The following is a 21,552-nucleotide window of genomic DNA, read 5'->3' as shown; positions in this document are numbered from 1 at the left end:
GGCGACGCTTGCATGGCTAGACGAGCCAGCCGTGTCCCGACGCGCTGGTGAAGTCGAGCTGAACGACGAGGTCGTTGTAGTCGCGGTCGCCGCCGCCGCGCAGATCTTCCCAGCCCCAGGTGTTGGCGCCGTAGTTCCAGAGATGCGCGACGTGCTCGCCGTTCACCACTTCGTTGGCCTGGCTGAAGGCCCAGAAGGTGTCGTTGTTGGTGACGTTGGTGAGCTGCATGGCGATCAGGTCGCCGGCATCGACGCCGGTGATCTGCGCCTGCCCGGCATTGCCGTCGCCGGGGCCGGCGATCGTCGTGCCGCCGCCCTGTACGTTGTAGGCGCGGCCCGCGGCGAGGGCGGCGTAGCCCGCCTGGTCGGGCGCCACGCCGTTGATGGTGCCGTTATAGTCGTCGACCTTGTAGAGCATCAGCGAAAGGTCGGCGCCCGCGACCTGGCGCATGCGCACCACGACGTTCACGTCGTCGGCGTGGTTGGCGGTTTCCGCGACCGCGACCGATTGGGCGAGACGCACCGAGTTGCCGCTGTCGGCATAGAAATCCGCAAAGCCGAACGCGGCGCTGAGACTGGCCTGCGCGGCGACCGTGCCGCTGCCGTTGAACGTGACCGACAGGCTGTCGCCGTCTGCGACGATCGCCTGCGTCAACGTTCCCTGCGTCTGGCCATCGAACAGGGCCAGCAGGGCGGAGTCGAAATCCTCCTGCAGCGACTGCTGTGCGAGCTGGCTGGTCCAGGCAAAGGCTGCATGGGCCACGCTGCTGGCGTCGGTCGAATCGGTGCCGGTGGTCACGGTCACCGTCGCATCCGCCGTCGCCGTGGTTTGCAGCAGCAGGGTCTGCGCCGTGCCGCTGGTCCAGCCGGCACCGTTGGAATCGATGACGTCAGGCACGGCGGTGCCGTAGTTGGAGTTCTCGAAATAGACCTGCGAATGGGCGATCCAGGTGAGGGCGCGGGCCAGCAGAACGCCGTTGGGCGTGCCCAGTCCCGTCACCAGATCGTAGCCCGGCCCGGCCGAATAGCCGTAGCCGGTCGGCGTGATGTCGACACCGTCGCTGGTGTAGTTGCCGCCGTAGAGGAAAGACGAGGTGCTGTTGCCGATCGTGATGTCGTTGAACGAGGCCGGCGCGATCGCTGCGGCGGTGTAGAGCAGATCGTTCATGTAACCCAGGTTGGGCAGGCCCTGATCGGCGAAGATGGCGTTGATCTGCGTGGCGAGAGAGGCCCATAGCGGCGTCGCGGCGCTGGTGCCGTCGTCGTGCTGGTTCGACGTCATGTCCGGGTTCGGCACGATGTACAGCATGTTGCCGCCGGCGTTGGCCGACACGTCGGGGATGCCGCGGCCCGGCGTTTGCGAGGGGTCGGACGTCGTCGGGTTGAGGCCGTAATCGACCTGGTAGCCGGGCGGCAGCTGGCTGGTATCGACGCCGCTCGCCCCGGTGTTGTTGTGGACGAAGCCGGTGCCTGCAGGATTGGCGATCGAGGTGCCGTCGACGTAGTAGTGGTTCCACACCGTCTCGACGAGCAGGTCCGCGCTGCCGGCGGCGGGCAACTGCGTCAATCCACCGGCAATGAGCTGCCACAGCGTCGGGAGATTGCCTGCCAACGCGTTGCTGACGATGCCGTTCAGCGTGCTGTCGGCCTGCGCGGCCGCGACCGTGCTGACGGAGGTGCCGCCGACGGTGACGACGTACTGGCTGTTGTGGGTGGAACTGGCATTGGGCAGGCCGTTGCCGAACATGTCGCCCGAGCCGCCATCGCCCGCATCGTTGAACACCGAGATGTTGCGCAGCGCGGCGTCGACGTAGAGCCCGTTCGACGCGATCAGGAACGGAGAACCGGGTGCCGACAGCGATGTGTAGTTGAACGACGAGGTGATGACTGCGGGATTGTTGACCGTGTCCCAGAAGGCCGACTGGTAGGCCGTATAGGCGTTGCGTTGCGCGTGGTTGTCGATGCCGGAGCCTGCGTAGGTGATCAGCGTGCTCATCGGGTTAATGGCCGTCACGATGCCGACGTCCAGCGAGCGCTCGCCGGCCGGGTTGAAGGCCGGGGGCGTCGTGTTCGGATATTCCTGGCCGCCGCTCGCGATCGCGATGACCTGGTCGGCGGTCAAGGGCGAGAGGCCGATCGAGGCGCGGTAGGTGTTGATTGCGGCCAGGAAGCCGTTGCCGTTCGGATCGTTGAGAAGGGCGGTGCCGACACCGGGCTCGACCAGCCCGATGGCGCCGGTCGCCACCGCGTCCGGCGAGGTCGGATCCCAGAGAGAGCCCGTGAAGGGAAAATTGTAGTAGTCCTGCGCAATCGTCTGCGGACGGGCGTCGACTGTTGCCGTGCCCGCGGCATTGCCAGGGCTCTGCCAGCCCTGAGGCAGGGTGACGCCCGGCGTCGACGGCGCGCTGTAATCCGGATACGGACCGAAATCACCGGAATCGAACCACAGGCCGGTGACGCCGTTGTCCGCCAGTTCCGTCGGCAGGGAGAGATTGCCGCTCCAGTAACGGACGGTTTGCGTTCCGGTGCCCGGGGCAGGCGCCGCCACCTCGACCGTCATCAGCGTTGCGCCGGGGCCGAACAGCGTCGTGAAATTGTCCTGGTTGACGTTGACCCAGATGGTCCGCGATTCGGGCGAAGAGACGTATTGTGCGTTGGCGGGCCCGTTCGTGTCGTACGTCGTGATGTGGAGATCGGCGAGGGCGGTCAGGACGTTCGAATAGGCCGTCGGATCGGCGCCGTAGGTCGACCAGATCGTCGCCTGGTCGGCGAGGGCCGCCTGTCGCGTCGCCCAGTTGGACGCCAGCAGATCCGTCGGATCGTTCGCGCGCTCGAGAACCAGCGCCACGTTGAACGAGAAGGTCGGCAACGGCGTGCCGCCGGTCGGCGCGTCGGCGTTGGTGCGCCAGCTCGCGAAATCGAGGTAAGTCGAATTCGCCAGTTCTACATAGTCGGCCATTGCATCCGGCACATGTTTGAAGGGGGCTGGCCGTCAACATAACAGGAGCCGACGTGCCGGCAATATGCGGCGCTGGCGCACGGCAATTGCGTGTTCCGTACGGCGTATGACGGCGAAGCCTGCGCGCCTAGTTGCGCTCCATCACGCGTTCCAGCCGGCGCGTCAGGAACCAGGCAAGCGCCAGGAAGGCCACCAGCATGACGATGCCGAACGTCGACAGCGCGTCGCTCATCGTCTGGTCCGATACATAGCCGAAGCCGTAGCCGGTCGAGACGGCGAGGCTGGCCCACAGGCCCGAGGCGATGAAATTCAGCAACAGGAAGCGCGGCCAGCGCAGGGTCGAGGCACCGTAGGCGAAGCCCGCGACGTTGCGGATGATCCGCGGGTAGCGGTGGATCAGGATCATCCAGACATGGTGGCGGTCCGCCAGCCGTGCGGCCGTCTCGACGGCGCGCTGCAGGCGCGGGATGCCGCGCAGCCAGCGTGTGCCGAAGCGGCGGCCGACCCAGAAGCGCACCACGTCGCCGGCAAAGGTGCCGGCCCAGCAGCCCGCCAGCGCCTGCTCGTAGCCTAGCGCGCCGGCATGCGCGGCATAGCCCGCGAAGATCGCCAGCAGGAGGCTGTTGGCCATCGAATAGACGGTGAGGAAAGCGTAGGCCGCATCGCCGTGCTGGCGGATGAAATCGAGGAAGGACGCAAGGTCGCCGGCGAACATCGGCCCTGCCTACAACGAAAAAGGCGGCCCCGCGAGGGGCCGCCTTCTGTCGTGTTTGGGCGTAGGTGTTTAGGTCTTAGGTCGGGCCGACCGGGCGGCCGGGCCAGCGATAGCCAGGAGCCGGCAGCGGGATCTTCGCATCGATCAGGGCGTCCTCGAGGGTCGGGATGCCAGCGGCGTAGTCGCCCGCTTCGCACTTCGCGATGGCGGCGGCCTCAGGCGTGCCGACCTGCGAGGTACGATACTGGCGCCACTTGTCGCTCAGCGCCTTACAGTAGGAGCGCGGATCCGAGAACACGGTGCTCACCGTGGTCTGGCCACCGACGACGATCTCGACGCGGCGGTTCTGCGGCTCACGGACGTTGTCGCCGGTCTGCACGAGCAGGCCTTCCTCGCCACGGCCGTTGACCGTGATGGCGGTGGCCGGCACGCCCTCGCGGACGAGCTGTTCCTTGACCGAGTTCGCGCGGCGCAGCGACAGCGCCATGTTGTACTGCGGCGAGCCCGACGTGTCGGTGTGGCCGGTGGCGACGATGTTGGCGGCGCCGCGGGTCTTGTAGGCCTGCGCAGCCTGGCGGACCGTGTCGACGGCCTGGCTGGTCAGGTTGGAACGGTCCCAATCGAAGAAGACCATAAAGGTCTGCGCCTGGACCGGCGGCGGCGGCGGGGGAGGAGGCGGCGGAGCGGGCTCCGACGCGCAAGCGCCCAAAAGGAATGTCGCCGCGGCGACGACCAGGAGTTTCTTCAGCATGGAATGGTTTCCCTCGATTTTTGGATCTGAACCCACGGCGGGTTCGTCCGATGGCTTTAACGAGGTAGCCGGCCAGAAGTTCCGCTAGCGTGCATAAAGAAACTTTGTACCGTCCAGATACCCCACTAATTGGGCCCCGGATCAGTAGTCCCACTCGGCCTTGACGCCGACCCGGCCGTTCGAGTTGGCGCCGATATCGCCCTCGACCTTGATGTTGTCGAACACGTCGAGCTGCACGACGCCCCGGCTGGAGTTGCCGGCCGCCCCCTGGCGGGCACCGACATAGACGCCCGGCGCCACATACCGGCCGGCCTCCAGGGAGACGCCGTTGGCGCTGGAGCCGGTCGGCTCCGTGCCCTTGGAGCCCGATGTGCCGACGCTCAACTGGTCGAGGCCCAGCCCCTTGCGCAGGCGGCCCAGCACGCCCTCGCCGGGCGACTGGCCGGCCAGCTCGGCCATGACCTGCGCCACCTCGAGCAGTTCCGAGGCGCCGAGCTGCGAGGCGGGCTTGCCGAAGATCAGCAGCGCCATCGCCTCGTCGGACGGCATCGAGGGGCTGGAGGTGATCTCGATCTTGGGATCGCGGGCGGTGCCGGTGATGGCGATGCTGACGGTGGCAGATTGCGCCGGCACCGAGGCCAGGAAGTCGAGTCGCGGGTCGATCGCGTCAAGATTGTCGAGGCTGACGATGCCTTTGGTGAAGGTCAGGCGGCGGCTGCCCAGGCTGAAAGTGCCGCGCCGCATGGTGAAGCCGCCGATCACCGCCGGGGCCGCCGGCGTGCCGCTGACCGTGAGCTGGCCGCTCATCTCCGCATCGAGGCCGCGGCCGCGCACGAAGATCGCCTGCGGGGCGCGCACGTCCAGCGCCAGCTTGATCGGTGTCGCCGTCGGCGGGGGCGGCGCCTTTTTAGTGGTCTTCTTCGCGGGCGTCGGCTGGGTGGCGGCAACGGCGGCGCCGGGCTTGTTGATCTCGCGCACGTCGATGGTGGGGAACGAGGCGGTCTGGCCGCCGCCCACCGAGATCTCGGCGCGGTCGATGGTGACGGGTCCCGAGATCTCGATGCCCGACGAGGTCGAGCCGGTGATCTTGAGCGCGCTGCTGACAGTGGCGACCAGGTCGGGCCGGCTGACCAGCAGCGCGCGCTGGGCGGCGAGGCCGATGTCGAACACCGCGCCGCGCTCGTCGAAGCGCACCGAGCCGCTGCCGTTCAGGGTGCCGGTGCCGGCCTGGAAGGTGAGGCGCTGGATCTGCAGGGTATCGCCCTGGAGCACGAAGCGGCCTTGGCCGCCGCTGAGCTTGAGGCCCGATTCCGGCATCGCCACCGCGCCGCCCTCGAAATCGACCGAGCCGCTGCCGGTGATCTTCTGGCCCGCGACGCTGACAGTGAGGTTGGGGCGCAGTCGACCGGTGATGTTGCGGATGTCGTTGCCCAGCAACGGCGCGAAGGGCGCGATGTCGACCGCGCCGCCCAGCGCGATCTGGGCAGCGACAGCACCGCCACCGCGCGGCAGGGTCGCCGTGCCTTTCACTGTCAGGTTGGTGTTGGCGCCGGCCGACAGCCGTGCGTCGAGGCTGGCCTGCTGTCCGACGAGGGAGCCCGTTCCCTGAACGGAGAGCGACGGGACCAGCGCGGTGTCAGGGCGGCGCACGCGGACGCCGGTCGCGGTGTAGCTCGCCTCCAGCCGGGGCGCCGCCATCGCACCGGTGGCGCGCACCTTCGACTGCAAGGTGCCTTCGAGGCCGGTGCCGGGGGCGAAGCTGTCGATCATGGCGAGCGGCAGGCCGGCGATGTCGATCTGCAGGTCGCTCGCCGACGGATCGAGGGCGCCGCGCAACGCGATGCGGCCGGCGCCGACGCGCAGGTTGGTCGGGTCGATCACGATGCGCGAGCCGGCGACGGCAATCTTCGTCGGCGCGGTCAGGCCGAGCGGAATGTCGAGATAGCGGCCGGTGAACTTCGACAGCGCGACGCGGATCTCCTCGGCCACGAATTCGATCTTCGCGGCGAGATCGGCGGCGAGTTGCGGGCCCGAGCCCTGCAGGGTGACGTCGATGCCGGTCGCGCGGTCGCCCTTGGCCGTCACCTTCAGGCTCGCGAGACCGCCGGCGCCGCGCAGGCGCGTGGCGTTCAGCGTCAGGTCGGCAGCGGCGCGGCCGGCCGGATCGTCGACATGGCCGCTGAGGTCCAATGTGCCGGCGCCCGCGCCCTGGCCCGCGAGATCGGTGCCCTTGACCGCGATGTCGAGCCTGCCTGCGGGAGCATTGGGATCGGCCGTGACGTCGGCCACCAGCGAGCCTTCGAGGCCGAACGCCTTCAGTGCCTCGATGTCCTTCAACTGCGTGATGGCGAGGCGCGCATGCCCCGTGGTGCGCGTCTGGGCGACGACGAGGTTGGCGACATCGAGGACGGCGCTCGACCAGCGACCCTGGAAGTTCGGCACCGAAAGGCCCGTCGTCGCGTCGTGCGCGAAGCGGCCGTTGAGCGTCAGCGGCTGGTTCTGCACGTCGCCCTCGGCCTGCACCGTGCCGCCGACCTTGCCGTCGGCCGCCAGCGACACGGTCGTGTCGAGCACGAGACGCCGCGAGGCAACGGTCTGGGCGGGGAGCTGGTAGGCGACATCGCGCGTCTCGACCTTGAGCTTCAGCGAGGTCTCGGGGCCGCCGAAGCCGACGGTGGCCTGTGCCGTCGCCGCGCCTGCGACGCCGGCGTGGAAGGCGACGAGGCGCGGCAGGTCAACATTGAGATCGAGCGTGCCAGCTTGCTCGCGACCGCGGCCCGACACCGTGAGCGTGCCGGTCTCACTGCCGACTTTCACGTCGCGAATCGTCCAGGTGCCGTCGGGTGCCAGGGTCGCGTTGCCGGCAAGAGCCACCGTTGCGATCAGGCCCGGCGGCACGCTGGGCGAGCCGAACTGATCGATGCCGCCCTGCCAACGGGCGGCGAGGTTGCCCTTGTCGAGGCCGGCCGTGAGCTGGACCTGCGCCTTGCCGGTAAGGGCCTGGCCCGCCATCGCCGAGAAGGGTTCGAGGCTCGGCAGGTCGACGGTGGCGCGCACTTCGCCTTTCTGATCGGCCGGCAGGTAGTCGCCGTCGCCCTTCACGCGCACCAGCGGCATGCCGACGTCGAACGACTGCACGGTGATCTTGCCGCCGGTGAGGCCGGCCACGGTGGCATCGACCGTGACGGTGCCGGGCTGTGGCAGGCGCGGGTCGAGCGTCGCGAGCTTCAGCTCCTCGACGCTGCCCTGCACGCGGATCTTGTCGGTGAGCTTGCCGTCGGCCTTGAGGTGCAGGCCCTTCCACGCGACGCCCTGGGCGCGGACATCGATCGGTCCGGCTTCGAGCGTCGACTGGAAACCGGTGTCGTTGCCGTCGGGCAGCCAGCGCAGGTTGCCCTTGGCCGTCGCCTGGTCGCCGGCCCTGGCGATGAGCTCGGCCGTGCCGTCGCGCGCATCGCCCTGTGCGGACAGCTTCAGCGAAATGTCGGGCAGGTCGGGCCGCTGCATCGCGGCCGCGACCATGCCGCCGGGATCCTCGTCGAGCGTGATGTCGGCCGCGATCCGGCGCGGCGAGCGGTCGACCCGCACTTCGGCGGTCAGCTTGCCCTTGGGGCCTTCGAGGCGGTCGGCGGCGAGCTTGCCGCGGATTTCGGCAAGGTCGCTCGAAACCGCGCCGTCGCCGCCGATCTTCCAGTGCGAGTCGAAACCGCCCAGCGCGGCGGCGAGATGAAGGTCGTCGATGCGCAGCGCCCGCAGCTCGATGCTGAACGGGAGCTGGATGCCGCCGCTGCTGCCGGGCTTGGTGTCCTTGGTCTCGGCCGGCTGCGGCGCGCGCAGCACGCCGATCTTCGCCGCCGACACGATTTCGATGCGCAGGCGCCGCTGCAGCAGCGAGGCGAACGACCAGGCGACATGCGCGTCCTCGACCTGCAGCCACGGGCCGGTGCGGTCGGCGATCTCGACCTTCGCCACGCGCAGGTCGGTTGGCACGAAGCCGTCAATGCCGCTGATGCTGATCTTCTGGTCGGGCGAAGAGGCGAGATCCGAAGCGATTGAGGCGAGGAAGCGCTTGCCCGGCGCGGTCTGGACGCCCGCGAAGGCGAGGCCGAGTACCGCGACGAGCGCGACGAAGACGTAGCCCGTGATGCGGAGCGCGCGCATCAGAAGGCCTGCCCCAGGCTGACATAGATGCCGAACGGCGGATCGGTCGGCCGGCGGTTCAGCGGCACGCCGACATCGGCCCGGATTGGCCCGAAGTCGGTGTAGTAGCGGATGCCGACGCCGGCGCCGACCCTCGGCGGCAACTGCGAGAAGTTCGGCAAAAGATCAGGATAGGCGCTGCCGGCATCGACGAAGGCCACGGCGCCGAACGCCTTGCCGATCCGCTGGCGCAGTTCGATGTTGGCCTCGACCACACTCGCGCCGCCCAGCGGGTTGCCATAGGCGTCGAGCGGGCCGGCGGTCTGGTAGACGAAGCCGCGCACCGAGCCGCCGCCGCCGGCATAGAACAGCTTGTCGGGCGGGATGCCGCTGATGCTGATGGCGGGCTCCGTGCCGAACGAGGCGCGGGTGGCCAGCACGGTGCGGCCAGGCTCGGCGATGTCCCAGTAGTGACGGCCTGTCAGGCGCAGGATGGTGAACATGTCGCCGCCCGGTCCGGTGTCGACCCACGGCTGGACGTTGAATTCGATGCGATAGCCGCGTGTCGGGTCGAGATCGCTGTTGGCACGATTATAGAGCACCGTGCCCTGCAGGCCGAGCATCCGATAGCTCTGGGTGATGCCGTTGCGGGTGATGTCGGCAATCTCGGCGGCGAAACCGACGCGGGCCTGCCACTGGGGCGAGAAGGTGCGGTCGAAGCCGCCATAGAAGGTGGCGGCCTTTCTCGTATAGGCGGGGACCACTTCGCGTAGCGCCGCCGCTTCCAGTCGCAGATCCTGTCCCGGCAGCCACCAGTCGGGCTTGCGGAAGGCAGCCCGGAACGCAAAGCCAGTGTCGAGGATCGCGTAGCCTTGGCCGATATGGTTGATCTCGCCCGACAGTCGCAGGCTCTCGGCCTGGCCGAACAGGTTGCGATGGACCCAGAATCCTTCGACCCCGAAACCGAGTTGGGTCTCGTAGCTCAGGCCAAAGCCGATCGAGCGCTGCAGCCGGTCGGTCAGCTCTGCCTCGATCGGCAGTTCGCCTTCGGCATTGAGTTCTGTGGCGGGCTTCAGGCGCACCGAGTTGAACGTGCCGAGCGAGGTGAGCTTGCCGCGCAGATCCTCGACCTTGGCGGGGGTGTAGGGCTCGCCCTCCTTGAAGGGCACGCGGCGCTGCAGCCAGACCGTGTCGACCTTCTCGGTGCCGCTGAAGCGCACCGGGCCCATCTTGGCGAGCGGGCCGGGCTCGGCGACGAACGTCACCTCGGCCTCGCGCGTGGCGTGATCGACGACGACCTCGCGGTCCTTGATCGAGGCCAGTGCGTAGCCCTGCTTGCGCAACTCGTCCAAAAGCTTGTTCTGCGCGGCGATGATGGCGGTGGCGTCGGCCGGATCGCCTGGCGCGAGGCCGATTTCCGCGCGGTCGATTCCGGGCAGGGATTGCTGCGTGCCCGGAGGCCGGATGGCCACCGACCCGATGCGATAGCGCGTGCCGGTGTCGATTGTGATGTTGACGTTGGTGGCGTCGGTGTCGGGGCGGGATTCGAGGGCTTCGAGCGCGGAAGGATCGGTGATCGGTTTGCCGTCGATCGTGGCGGTCAAGGTCGCGTCGTAGAAGCCGCGTGATCGCAACGCGGTATTGAGACGCGAGGCCACCGCCTGTGCGCCCTGGAGGACGCCCAGCGCGTCGCCGGTCAGCGGCTGCTGCTTCTCGAAATCCTCCGACAGCTCCTTGAGGTCGCCGGACATTCGCTCGTCTCCGGTTACCGTGAGAACGACCTTGCCGGTTCGCGCTTCAGCCACGCGCGGCGTGAGGCTCGCGATGCCGGCCCACGTCATCGAGACGAGGCAGCATATGCGCGCCCACCGCAGGAACTCGCTTCTTGTTAAACGGACCATGCCACGCAAGCCATACAACGCGTGGCGGCAAAAAGGGATGCGCCTTTATCTTGAGCCGGTGTGGAACTTCCCGGAAGCAAGGACGTTCGCGCCATTCGCTTGTGTCCATGCCGTGACAAAGGCCATCGAAGCGCTATTTCTTCTCGGCCGGCGGCCAGGCAATCGACGCCGCGGCGTCGATGATGACGGCGGCATCCTCGGCGAGCAGCAGCCGTTCCGCCTGGAGCTTGCGCGCGGCGGTCCGGATCTTCTGAACGTAGTCGTCGCGGCTCTTGTAGAGCGCGGCGATCTTCTCGGGCGCGAAGGCGAGGTAGGCGCCGGCGAGCGAGCAGCCGAACGAGGTCGGGTCCTGCTGCGCGGCGTGGACACCGAGCGGCGCTTCCATGTCGGGCAGGCGCACGCCGCCCATCACGTTGCCGTCGGCGTCGCGCTTGGGGCGCTGCACCACCGCCTTCGCAAGATGCTTGGGCGCGGCCAGCACGTCGGTATCGGTCGTCGGTTCCAGCGGCATCAATTTGTTGTCGGGCGGGGCTGCATTTGCGCCGACCCAGCGATCGAGCGCCACGAGCGTCGCACGCGACACCGGCGCCCAGTCGAGATGCGCGGGCGGCAGCTTGCAGTCGGGCAGGCGCGGCTGGACCACATGCGAGGCGCCGGCGACGTCGTACATGCGCACATTGGCGGGGATCGCCTGTTCCTGCGTGCCCTCCGCGCCGGTACGGCCGAGCGAGGCGCGCAGCGACAGGAAATCGCTCGTGCTGCTCACCATGACGATCTTCGGCGCGATCTCGCCGCGCTTCTCGACCGTGGCAACGATCTCGCCGATGGTCAGCGGGCTTTCGTGGACGCCGCGGAATTCCGGATCGGCGAAGGAGGGCGAGGCATCGCCGCTCGACTTCGGTCCCGCCGAAGAGGTCAGGATCGGCAGCAAGCCAGAGCCCGAGACGAACAGGTGCAACCCGTCCATCACGCGGCGCCCGTCGATCTGGTTAAAGCCGTTGAGTAGGTAGGTTTTCAGGAAGCGGCCGCTCTGCGACTTGCCGGTGCCGATTGTGCGATCGATCGAGCCGGCGAGCGGATTGGGCGTTCCCGCCTGATCCTTCGCACGACGCGCCAGGAAGTCGGCCGCGTCGCGCATGATGGCGAAGCCCACGCCCTCGACGTAGCGCGGCTTGCCGTCGGGACCGTCGAAGCTCGGCAGGGTGACGGCGGTGCCCAGCTCCCACTGCACCTCGGCCAGCGCGTAGCCGCGATCTTCCAGGAAGCCGGTGCCCTGCTGGATGTTGCCCGAGTTGAACGCCTCGTTGCGCGGCCCGTTGTAGAGCGCGATGCCGTAGACGCGGCCGCGATTGGGCACGTCGACCAGCAAGGTGCCATTGCCCTTCGCCGGATCGGCCGGCATCAGCAGCATGATCTCGGAGACATACTCGACCTTGCCGCGCGCGTTGCGCTTGGCCTTGTCGATGTCGGGGATCGCCTCGGTCGGCGCCAGCTCGCCGTGCAGCTTGCCGCGCCATAACACGTACTCGCCCGGCCGGAACGATCCGTAGGGCGTCTTAGACGTGATCTCGAGTCGCACGACTTCGGCGGCGGCGGGCGTCGCGGCGGCGAGCAACAGGGTAGTGGCGACCGATAGGGCCGTGGCGATGCGGGTCATGGGTTTCTCCTCCGGGAGAGACTGTTCTTGTTGCCCCGATCCTACGCCCGGCGATGGCCGCTGTCAGGGCGCGGCGGGGAAGCCCCGTGCTTCGTCCTGCAACCATTCGCAGAACAGCGAGGACTTCCGGTGACGGCGTGCGCGGCGCAGGGCGACGTAGCTCTTGCCGCTGCTCACGAAGCCGCGCGGCGCCACCAGCCGTCCCGCGGCGATGTCGTCGGCGACGAACGGCCAGGGCGCCACGCAGACACCGAGCCCGGCCGAGGCGGCTTCCAGCATGAAGTAGAGATGCTCGTACTCGGTGCCGGGCTCATGGTCCGCCGCGCGGCCCGCTCGCGCACACCAGTCCGTCCACGCCGAGAGACGCGTCCGTGAATGAAGACGTTGTATGCCCGCGAATTCGCGCGTCGTCGTCCGCGCGAGCGAGGGTGCGAGCACGGGGCCGACCGCTTCCTCGAAGAGCGTCGCCACGTCGCTGCCGTCCGGCCACGGGCCAGCGCCGGCGCGGATCGCGACATCGACGCCGTCGCGCGCGAAGTCGACGGGCTTCGACGACGAAGTCAGCCTCACCTCGATGTTGGGATGCGCCGCCTGGAAGCGGTGAAGGCGCGGAATGAGCCAGCGGATCGCGAACGTGCCCGCGCAGGAGACATCGAGCGAGCCGTCCTCGGTGTCGGCCACGAGCCGCACCGACATGTCCATCTGGTCGAACGCGGAGACGAGGCCGGACAGGAGGCGCGTTCCGGCCTCGGTCAGTCGCAGCGCATTCTTCGGTCCTTCGAACAGGGCGACGCCCAGCGTTTCCTCGAGCTGCTGCACCTGGCGGCTGATCGCGCTGTGCGTGACGTTCAGTTCCTGGGCCGCGAGCGTCATGCGGCCGAGCCGACCGGCCGCCTCGAAGGCGCGCAGCGCGTTCAGCGAGGGCAGGCGGCGCATGTGACTTTTGTGAACATGGCTTGTTCGATCATATCGTTTTTCTTCTCGTCTCCATTGCTGTTTTGTCATCCGGGCGAGCGATGTTCCATCGATAAAGGAACAATCGACCTGGGCAGCGGAGGCGTTCATGAGCGGCAGACACGGCGACGGCAGCGCGGGCGACGCCAACTACGGCGCTATCGGCACCGGCTACACGAACTACCGCCAGCCCGATCCGCGCATTGCGGCCGCTATCGGCGCCGCGCTGGGCGACGCCCGCAGGGTGTTGAACGTCGGCGCGGGCGCGGGCTCCTACGAGCCGCTCGATCGCGAGGTCACCGCCGTCGAACCCTCCGCCTCGATGCGCGCGCAGCGGCCGGCGCATCTGCCGCGGGCCATCGACGCGGTGGCGGCGAAGCTTCCCTTCGAGGACGCGGCGTTCGATGCCAGCATGGCGACCTTCACCGTCCACCAGTGGCCCGACCTCGGCGCCGGTCTCGTCGAGATGCGCCGCGTCACGCGCGGGCCGGTGCTGGTCCTGACCTGCGACCCGGCCGAGCTTCATCGCTCGTGGCTCAATGTCTATGCGCCCGAGATGATCGCGGTGGAGGCACGGCGCTATCCCTCGATGGCGGCGATCGCCGCCGCGATGGGCGGGGCGGCGGAGGTGCGGTCGATTCCCATTCCGCTCAATTGCACCGATGGGTTCAGCGAGGCCTATTACGGCCGACCGGAGCGCCTGCTCGATCCGGGCGCGCGCCTGGCGAACTCGGCCTGGAGCTTCGTCGACCGCGCGATCGAGGCGCGTTTCGAAGAGAAGCTGCGCGAGGATCTGCAGACGGGAAGCTGGGACGCGAAGTGGGGTCACCTGCGCGCGCTGCCCGAGTGGGAAGGCTCGCTGCGGCTGATCGTTGGGGGAGGACGCCAGGATGTCTGAGTTGAGGGACAGGCTTCGCGCCCTGAAATCGTTGCCCGGACCGTTTCCCGCTTTCGATCCCGCCGTCGCACCGGACGATCCGCGCGCTCTCTTCGCCGACTGGCTGGGCGCCGCCATCGATGCCGGCATCAACGAACCGCACGCCATGACGCTCTCGACGATCGATGCCGGCGGCCATCCCGAGGCGCGGGTGCTGATCCTGAAGAACCTCGACGAGGCGGGCTGGCATTTCGCGACGACGCGCACCAGTCCGAAGGGCAGGCAGATCGCGGCACATCCGCGAGCGGCGCTCACCTTCTATTGGCAGCCGCTTGGTCGCCAGGTCCGCATCAGCGGCAGCGTCGTCGACCTGGGCGTGGAAGCGGGGACTGCCGATTTTCGCGCAAGACCGGTCGGTGCCCGCGTTGCGGCCCTGCTCGCACGACAGAGCGACGTTCTCGAGAGCGACGAAGACTTGCAGCAGGCGCTGTCGCAGCAGCAGCGGCTCGTCGAGCAGGACCCCGACCGCATCGCGCCGGACTGGGCCGTCTATGCCGTCGCGCCGGCCCGCATCGAGTTCTGGCAGGGCGATACACAAAGACGTCACATCCGCCTGTGCTACCTCAAGACGGAGACAGGCTGGATCTGCGAACGCCTCTGGCCCTGAGGCGGCGCGCGTCCCGCGAAATTCCCAATAAAGTTCGGTGTTTGCGTTGTGCGCTCAGCCGCTATAGTCGGTCGTAATATTCAAACAGATATAACGACCGCCGGCGGGAGAAAGCGGCACCCTCGACATCCACCTCGTCGTTCGCGCGCGGACGTTCGGCGGTTTCTACGAACGGCTGCTCTGAGCGGCCCGATCCGCGTCCCACCCTTCAACAGGAGAAAACCATGGCCAAGCCCGTCAACCCGCGCGACCAGCTCCGTTCCTTCGTGCCGAAGCTGATCGACCTCACCGACAATGTCCTGTTCGGCGACGTCTGGGAGCGTCCCGGCCTCTCCAAGCGCGACCGCAGCCTGATCACCTGCGCCGCCCTCGTGGCGCTGAACCGCACCGAGCAGCAGCCCGGCCATTTCGTGCGCGCCATCAACAATGGCGTGACCAAGGAAGAGCTGATCGAGCTGATCACCCACATGGCCTTCTATTCGGGCTGGCCGACGGCGCTGTCGGCCGCCAATGTCGCCAAGGGCGTCCTCGAGGAGGACGACAAGAAGTAAGGGAAGCCATGTTCGAGGCCGCGACGATCGAGGCCGGCGACAAGCCGGAATTCTACCGTGAACTGTGCCGCCAGCTCGATGCCTTGCTGCACGGCGAGCGCGACCCGATCGCCAACGCGGCCAACACCTCGGCTCTGCTGTTCCAGACGATGCCGGACCTCAACTGGGCCGGCTTCTACTTCCTGAAGGAGGGCGAGCTGGTGCTCGGCCCCTTCCAGGGGAAGCCCGCCTGCGTGCGGATCGCCGTCGGCAAGGGCGTCTGCGGCACCGCCGTCTCGCGCCGACAGTCGATGCTGGTCGAGGACGTCCATGCCTTCCCCGGCCACATCGCCTGCGACGCCGCCTCCCAGTCGGAGCTGGTCGTGCCGGTGATGCGGGGCGGGGAAGTTTTGGGCGTGCTCGACCTCGACAGCCCGAAGGTCGCCCGTTTCGATGCCGACGACCGCGACGGTCTGGAACGCGCCGTCAAAATCTACGTCGACTCGATCGCATAGCCCGTTTTTCGATCTGGCTTGTCGTTTGGAGCGAAGACCTCAAGTTCTGTGTGAACATGAGGAGCCGCGTAATATTGCTCTGCGGCCAGATGAATTTGTGGTTTAAGTTTTGATAAAATATCATTCAATTACAGATATTTATTATTATTTCTTGATGTGATCTGTCTGATTTAAACGCGTTTTTTGTTTTCCGGATTTCATGCGACACATGAAGCCGAAATCTTCTGGAGGAATGCTCAATGGGATCGCCGCTTTTCGACCTTACCGGCAAGGTCGCCGTCGTCACCGGCTCGAGCAAGGGCATCGGCAAGTCGATCGCCATGCACCTGGCGCTGCAGGGCGCCAAGGTCGTGGTGTCGTCGCGCAAGGCGCCGGCCTGTGAGGAGGCGGCTGCCGAGATCAAGGCGGCGGGCGGCGAGGCTGTCGTCATCCCCTGCAACATCTCCGACAAGGCGCAGTGCGAGAACCTGATCGCCCAGACCAATAAGCAGCTCGGCCCAGTCGACATTCTGGTCTGCAACGCCGCCTCGAACCCCTATTACGGGCCGAACGAGAAGCTGCCGGACGACGTGTTCATGAAGGTGATGCACAACAACATCCTGTCGAGCATGTGGCTGATCAACTTCTGCCTGCCCGACATGCGCGCCAAGAAGGACGGCTCGATCATCATCGTCTCCTCGATCGGCGGCGTGCGCGGCACCCCGGTGATCGGCGCCTACGGCATCTCCAAGGCCGCCGACATGCAGCTCGCGCGCAACCTCGCCGTCGAGTACGGCAAGGACAATATCCGCGTGAACACGATCGCCCCGGGCCTGGTGAAGACCGACTTCGCCAAGGCGCTGTGGGATGACCCGAAGTACCTCGCCGTCCGCCTCAAGGGCGCGCCGCTTGGCCGTATTGGCGAACCGGACGACATTGGCGGCATCGCCGTGATGCTGGCCGGCAAGGCCGGCGCCTTCATCACCGGTCAGACCATCATCGCCGATGCCGGCGTCACCATCGGCAGCAGCGGCTAAAGAGACCCTCTCCGGGGCCCCCATGAGCCTCTACCAGGTCCAGAAGCTGATCTATCAGCTGAACCGCGATCCGCGGACCCGGCAGCGCTATGACGGGGAGCGGGACGCGGTCCTGGGCGAATACGAGCTCACGGCCGAGGAGATCGGTGCACTGGTGAAGCCCGATATCGGGCTTCTCTACGTGCTGGGGGTCAATGGCCAGCTCCTGATGCACTTCGCGGCCATGCACAGGATCGAATGGCCCGACTATCTCGAACGCATGCGGCAGGGACTGCGCGAGCACGGCCCGGTGCGCGAGGGCGTCTATGCCGCGACCGGCTACGAAGGCGTCGAGGCGCACCTGAAGGCCGAACGGGAGACGCGCTGATGCCCCTGGTCTATTGCGGTGCCTGCAGCCATGCCCCCGGCATGACCGGCCGCGCCGAGCGTGCCGACACCCAGACACGGCAGGCGCTGGAGAGCGCGTTCCGCCGCATGGGTGATGACATCCGCGCCACGAAGCCCGATGCGCTGGTGGTGATCGCGGCCGAGCATTTCGCCAACTTCTTCATGAACAATATGCCGGCTTTCGCGATCGGCATGGCCGACTCCTACGAGGGCCCGATCGAGGACGAGGCGTTCCTGCGCATCCGGCGGACGACCGTGCCCGGCAACAAGGCTCTGTCGCGCAGGCTGATCGAGAACGTGATGCAGTCGGTCGACGTGGCATATGCCGAGGAATGGAAGTTCGACCACGGCATCGCCGTGCCGCTGCACTTCCTGACGCCCGATTACGACCTGCCGGTCATCCCGGCCAACATCAACTGCCAGGGCCCGCCACTCGCCCCGTTGGCCCGCGCCTGGGCCTTCGGCGAGGCGCTGCGGCGCGCCGCCGATGCGGTGCCCGAGCGGATCGCCCTGATCGGCACCGGCGGCCTCTCGCATTGGCCGGCCACGCCGGACTCAGGGAAGATCAACCAGGAGTGGGACCAGGAGTTCCTGCGCCGCTGGTCCGCCAACGACCGCGAGGCGCTGCTCTCCTATACGGATGCCGAGACTTATCGCGAGGCAGGCCAAGGCGGCTTTGAGATCCGCACCTTCATCGCGGCAGCCGCGGCCGCAAGGGGCGCGAAGGGGACGGTCGAGTTCTGCGAGCCGATCCCGATCTTCGCAGTGAGCTGTACGCTCGGAAGTTTCCAACTATGTGCGTAACCGCCTCATCCAACCTCTTCCCCAATCGGGGGAGAGGAGGTCGAGATTAATATCTCTCGCCCCCGCTAGAGCTTCGACGAGTTCAAGCTGGGTGATCCGGCCGAAGGCATTGATCGGGCGAAGACAGCGCCAGGATAGAGACCTACCGAGCGCTTGCCCAAGCTGGAGTGCTGCGTGCGTTGAGCGCTACGCTCGACGGCCTGCGAGATCGGCTTGCCCGGTCTAGTCACTGGCGCGTCCTCCGCGGGGCGCCTGTTCGAGGCTTTGCCGCGCTGCGGCTACATCGAAATGGCCGAACTTTTTTTCAAGGCCTGTTCCAACGACCTGCTTGCAAATTCAAAGTCCGGTTCATCAGTAACTCGAGGGCTCGCTTCTCACAGGAGAGATATCCTTGGGATCATTTGATGGCCGTGGCGGTGACACCGTCTACCCCTCGTTGTCGCCGCCCCTGTGGCCGCATGCCTTGTCGCGCCCATTGAGCACCGATCCCCCGAAAGGTTGACCTGCGGCCTGACGGCAGACCGCCGCATCAACCGGGTCGAGCGCGCCGAAATCGCAAGCCGACGAGCAGACGATGACCGGGATGTCCGGGCGTCGGAACCGCTGAACGGAGACCAACATGGCAAGTATCGAGAAGGAGGAGCTGCCTTCGGCAGCGCCGGCCGCGGAGTCATGGCCGCGCAACGCCCTGGGGGACGACCATCCGCTGGGCCTGCAGGCCGACGAGATGTTCACGCGGCAGCTCGACACCGGGTTCGCGGGCGAGGTGCGCGGGCTGGTGACCGACCCGGCGACGGGTCTCGCGGGCCGCGACCCCGAGGCGGCGCTGGCCGGCATCGCCGGGACCATCCCGCTTCTGGCCGAGCTGAAGGACCGGTATCTCTCGCAGGCTGTCGGCCCGCGCCAGAAGGCGATGCTCGAACCGCTGATCGACCGCCGCCTCGACCGCGCCGGCGGCGACCTGGGGCGGATCGTGGCGCAGGCGACGTCGGTGCTGGACGACCGCATCGTGGCCGAGCGCCTCGCCGACCTGGCGCGTGACGCGGCGCTGTCCTGGCAGGACCGGGCCCATCTGCGCACGCTGGGCCGCACGGCGGTGGGCGAGCTGCGCTACCAGGGCGAACGCAAGGGCTGGGACGCGGTCCGGACCGACACGGCGGTGCGCACAGGCCTCAGCGATCTCTATGCCGGCGCGGTCGAGGCCGCGCTGGCTCAGGATCCCGAGTGGGCGGCGAAGCTCTACGATCACGCGCGCGACGTGATCCAGCCGGAGCGGCAGGCGGCGGTCGAGCGCCGGATAGAACGTGCGCGCGAGGAGCGTCGCGTGACGGAGATCGTCGGCGGCCTGGCCGACACGCCGGACGATCCGGCGCGGCGCCCGGACCTCGACGACTACCAGGCGCGTGCCTCCGCGCTGACGCCGCCGGACGCCTCGCCCGAGGTGCGGACGCAGGTGTCGAGGATGGCCAGCATCGAACAGGCGCGCGCCGACCGCGCGTGGCAGGCGGCGCGGGGCCGCGCGGCCACCCGCGCGCTCGACTGGCTCGGCGCCAATCCAGGAGCGCCGCTGATGGCGATGCCGGCGGAACTGCGCGACGGGTTGAGCCCGGAGCAGAGCGAGGCGCTCGACCGGACGGCCATGAACGGCGGCCGCGTCGTCACGGACCGCGACCTTTACGACAGGCTCGACGATCAGGCGGTGAACAATCCGGCAGACTTCACCAGCATCGATCTCACGCAATACCGGCTATCGCTCGGCGACAACGACTACAACCGCTTGACCAAGCTCCAACAGGCTCTCGCCGAGGGCAAACCCGATCCAGCCTTCGAGCGCCACCGCATCGGCCGCCTGTTCCTGGGAGAGGGACTGCACGCTGCCAACGTCGATCCAAACGGCGAGGAGGCCCGGGCCACGCGGCAACAGATCGACAGGCTTTTGGGCGCATTCGAGGCGGTCGAAGGCAGGCCGCCGACGATGGCGGACATTCGCGGCCTCGTCGGTGACGTGGTGGGCGACGTGCTGCCGCGCGGCGAAGGTGATCCGAATATCGTCCGGACCTCGGGCGGTGAGCCGATTGAAGCGAACAGCAATACAGAAATTGCGCCGCTGCAAGAGCCAGTCGAGGTACCCCGGGAGGTTGTGCCGCCACCGAAGTCGGCTCCGGGCAGTTCTGAATTTGCGGTTAAGGGTGTGCTCGATGGGGCAGAGCCCCGCATCGTTCACAACGAGGACGGCAGCGCAGAGGTCACGGCCGGCAAGATTCCGACGCCGGGTGGCCCGGCCGAGGCGACCATCCGCATCGATCGCGACCGGTTAGGCGTGTCGTCGGAGATGGTTTTGCCCAACGGGCACCGCGTCGAGAGCCGGCGGACCAGCCCCGACGGCCGGACCTGGTTTCAGATCGACACGATCCGCGATCCGCAAGGCATCGTTGTCGGCACGCAGACGACCACTTTCGACGGCACACGCTTCACGCAGACATGGGAGCCGGCCAATGGCCGGGCGCACACGGCGAGCTGGGAAGCGGAGCCGCCGTCCGGGGACGTACACCTGACGAACGCCGGCACTGCTACTCTTGGAGGTCTCGGCGCCGCAACCGCCAAGGCCATCGCCGGCGACGTGCTGGCGCTGGGAGCGAGAGCCCTCGGCCTGGCCGGTGCTGCCGTGGCGAGCGTCGCGGCGGGTGCTGCCGTCCTGCTTACACCGACGAACAGCCAGGGCACCACGGTCGATCTGGGCGATGGCTTGCGTCTGCGCCAACCGCCGGGAGATTCCAGCGGCGTCATCGAGAAGAGCGTCCTCGGCGGCAACATGTGGGACCGCACGCCTGTAGCGGTGCGCATCCGCGATGGTGCCGCTTCGGATCGCCCGCAGATGCTGGCGATCGATGCCACGGCGCTGGAGAAGGCGATCGGTCCGGAGGCAGCGGAACGCGTGCTGGCGGAGGCCGCGACGCACTTCGATGTCGTGCCGATCTATTCGAGCCGTCCGCCGGTCAAAGAAGATCGCCGCGATGGCACCAGCGATCCCATCGCAGCCAGCCCGAATAGCTCGCCGCCCGAAGAGCCCGACTTCAAGGAATTCGATCATATCGTCCGCTGGGTGGTCGAGAGGCGCCATCAGGTTAGCAAGGACAAATACACTGGCACCGACGGCATCGACACGGCCATCGGCGTCCGGCTCGATCCTCGCGTCGGGGAACCGGCGGCAGGGCGAAATTACCTACCCGACAACGAGAGCCATCGTAAGGGACTGCGCGGAGAACTCGGATTGGCCAACGACATCGCGCGGCATTTCCCGGATCACACGATCATCGAATTTGGCCGCAAGGCGGGGCAGCGAGGGCCGGACGTGATCTCGGTCGATCGTGACGGCAAGATTCATTTCTGGGATTCCAAATGGCGCGGGGCGGATACGTCGATCAGTCCGAGTGGGCGGGCGCATCAGACGGAAAAGTCACTCGACGATGCCTTGAGGCACATCGAGGAGAGCCTTCCCAAGGCAGTAGCCAGCGGGCGCCTGTCGCCTGAAGCCGCAGCCAGAGCACAGGAGAATGTGAACAAAGGTAACGTGACCATCGTTACAGTTGGCACTGGCAGCGCGCGCAACGGTGTGATTGAACGAATCGTCGGCGGCGAGCGAGCCGTCGTTCATCCAGAGCGGAGGCCATGATGCCGG

Annotated in this window: 15 protein-coding genes; 8 read left to right on the top strand and 7 right to left on the bottom strand. The window is 67.5% G+C overall.

The window, feature by feature from the left end:
- Positions 1-16: 16 nt before the first annotated feature.
- From AC1RP5_RS23545 to AC1RP5_RS23515, 7 genes are all read right to left on the bottom strand, one after another.
- Positions 17-2,959 (bottom strand): DUF4114 domain-containing protein, encoded by a 2,943-nt coding sequence (locus AC1RP5_RS23545; RefSeq protein WP_493114742.1) that lies wholly within the window; start codon positions 2,957-2,959, stop codon positions 17-19.
- A 127-nt stretch (positions 2,960-3,086) separates the two neighbouring features.
- Positions 3,087-3,674 carry a DedA family protein gene (locus tag AC1RP5_RS23540; RefSeq protein ID WP_493114741.1) on the bottom strand — a complete coding sequence of 196 codons (588 nt, stop codon included), beginning with the start codon at positions 3,672-3,674 and terminating at the stop codon, positions 3,087-3,089.
- Between the two features lie 76 nt (positions 3,675-3,750).
- Positions 3,751-4,425 carry an OmpA family protein gene (locus AC1RP5_RS23535; RefSeq protein ID WP_493114740.1) on the bottom strand — a complete coding sequence of 225 codons (675 nt, stop codon included), beginning with the start codon at positions 4,423-4,425 and terminating at the stop codon, positions 3,751-3,753.
- Positions 4,426-4,566: 141 nt separating this feature from the next.
- A complete protein-coding gene (locus tag AC1RP5_RS23530; protein WP_493114739.1) occupies positions 4,567-8,586 on the bottom strand; it encodes a translocation/assembly module TamB domain-containing protein in 4,020 nt (1,339 codons plus the stop codon).
- Entirely contained in the window at positions 8,586-10,316 is a 1,731-nt protein-coding gene (locus AC1RP5_RS23525) for an autotransporter assembly complex protein TamA (protein WP_493114738.1), read from the bottom strand. The genes AC1RP5_RS23530 and AC1RP5_RS23525 overlap by 1 nt, the downstream gene beginning before the upstream one ends.
- A gap of 283 nt (positions 10,317-10,599) precedes the next feature.
- The gene (locus tag AC1RP5_RS23520; protein WP_493114737.1) at positions 10,600-12,123 is read right to left on the bottom strand and encodes an alpha/beta hydrolase domain-containing protein; all 1,524 of its coding nucleotides are present in this window, start codon (positions 12,121-12,123) and stop codon (positions 10,600-10,602) included.
- A 63-nt stretch (positions 12,124-12,186) separates the two neighbouring features.
- A complete protein-coding gene (locus AC1RP5_RS23515; protein ID WP_493114736.1) occupies positions 12,187-13,059 on the bottom strand; it encodes a LysR substrate-binding domain-containing protein in 873 nt (290 codons plus the stop codon).
- Between the two features lie 127 nt (positions 13,060-13,186).
- Between AC1RP5_RS23515 and AC1RP5_RS23510 the strand changes: the two genes are divergently transcribed.
- The 8 genes from AC1RP5_RS23510 to AC1RP5_RS23475 all read left to right on the top strand — a co-directional run bounded on the left by AC1RP5_RS23510 (position 13,187) and on the right by AC1RP5_RS23475 (position 21,546).
- Complete coding sequence (locus AC1RP5_RS23510; RefSeq protein WP_493114735.1) at positions 13,187-13,975, top strand: class I SAM-dependent methyltransferase; 789 nt, start codon at positions 13,187-13,189, stop codon at positions 13,973-13,975.
- Entirely contained in the window at positions 13,968-14,621 is a 654-nt protein-coding gene (locus tag AC1RP5_RS23505; protein WP_493114734.1) for a pyridoxine/pyridoxamine 5'-phosphate oxidase, read from the top strand. The genes AC1RP5_RS23510 and AC1RP5_RS23505 overlap by 8 nt, the downstream gene beginning before the upstream one ends.
- Positions 14,622-14,845: 224 nt before the next feature.
- A complete protein-coding gene (locus AC1RP5_RS23500) occupies positions 14,846-15,172 on the top strand; it encodes a carboxymuconolactone decarboxylase family protein (RefSeq protein WP_493114733.1) in 327 nt (108 codons plus the stop codon).
- 8 nt (positions 15,173-15,180) lie between these two features.
- Positions 15,181-15,666, top strand: a complete 486-nt coding sequence (locus AC1RP5_RS23495) for a GAF domain-containing protein (RefSeq protein ID WP_493114732.1) — start codon at positions 15,181-15,183, stop codon at positions 15,664-15,666.
- 239 nt (positions 15,667-15,905) lie between these two features.
- Positions 15,906-16,682 (top strand): SDR family NAD(P)-dependent oxidoreductase, encoded by a 777-nt coding sequence (locus AC1RP5_RS23490; RefSeq protein WP_493114731.1) that lies wholly within the window; start codon positions 15,906-15,908, stop codon positions 16,680-16,682.
- A 22-nt stretch (positions 16,683-16,704) separates the two neighbouring features.
- Positions 16,705-17,049, top strand: a complete 345-nt coding sequence (locus tag AC1RP5_RS23485; RefSeq protein ID WP_493114730.1) for a hypothetical protein — start codon at positions 16,705-16,707, stop codon at positions 17,047-17,049.
- Positions 17,049-17,873: a DODA-type extradiol aromatic ring-opening family dioxygenase gene (locus tag AC1RP5_RS23480; RefSeq protein ID WP_493114729.1), complete on the top strand. Its 825-nt coding sequence runs from the start codon at positions 17,049-17,051 to the stop codon at positions 17,871-17,873. Before AC1RP5_RS23485 ends, AC1RP5_RS23480 begins: the two co-directional genes overlap by 1 nt.
- Positions 17,874-18,492: 619 nt before the next feature.
- Positions 18,493-21,546, top strand: coding sequence for a hypothetical protein (locus tag AC1RP5_RS23475; protein WP_493114728.1), 3,054 nt, complete (start codon positions 18,493-18,495; stop codon positions 21,544-21,546).
- The last annotated feature ends 6 nt before the right edge of the window (positions 21,547-21,552 follow it).

Source organism: Reyranella sp. GW821-FHT12G01, from assembly GCF_058806575.1.
The sequence above is the reverse complement of the archived record's forward strand: the minus strand, read 5'-3'. Positions and strand labels throughout refer to the sequence as shown.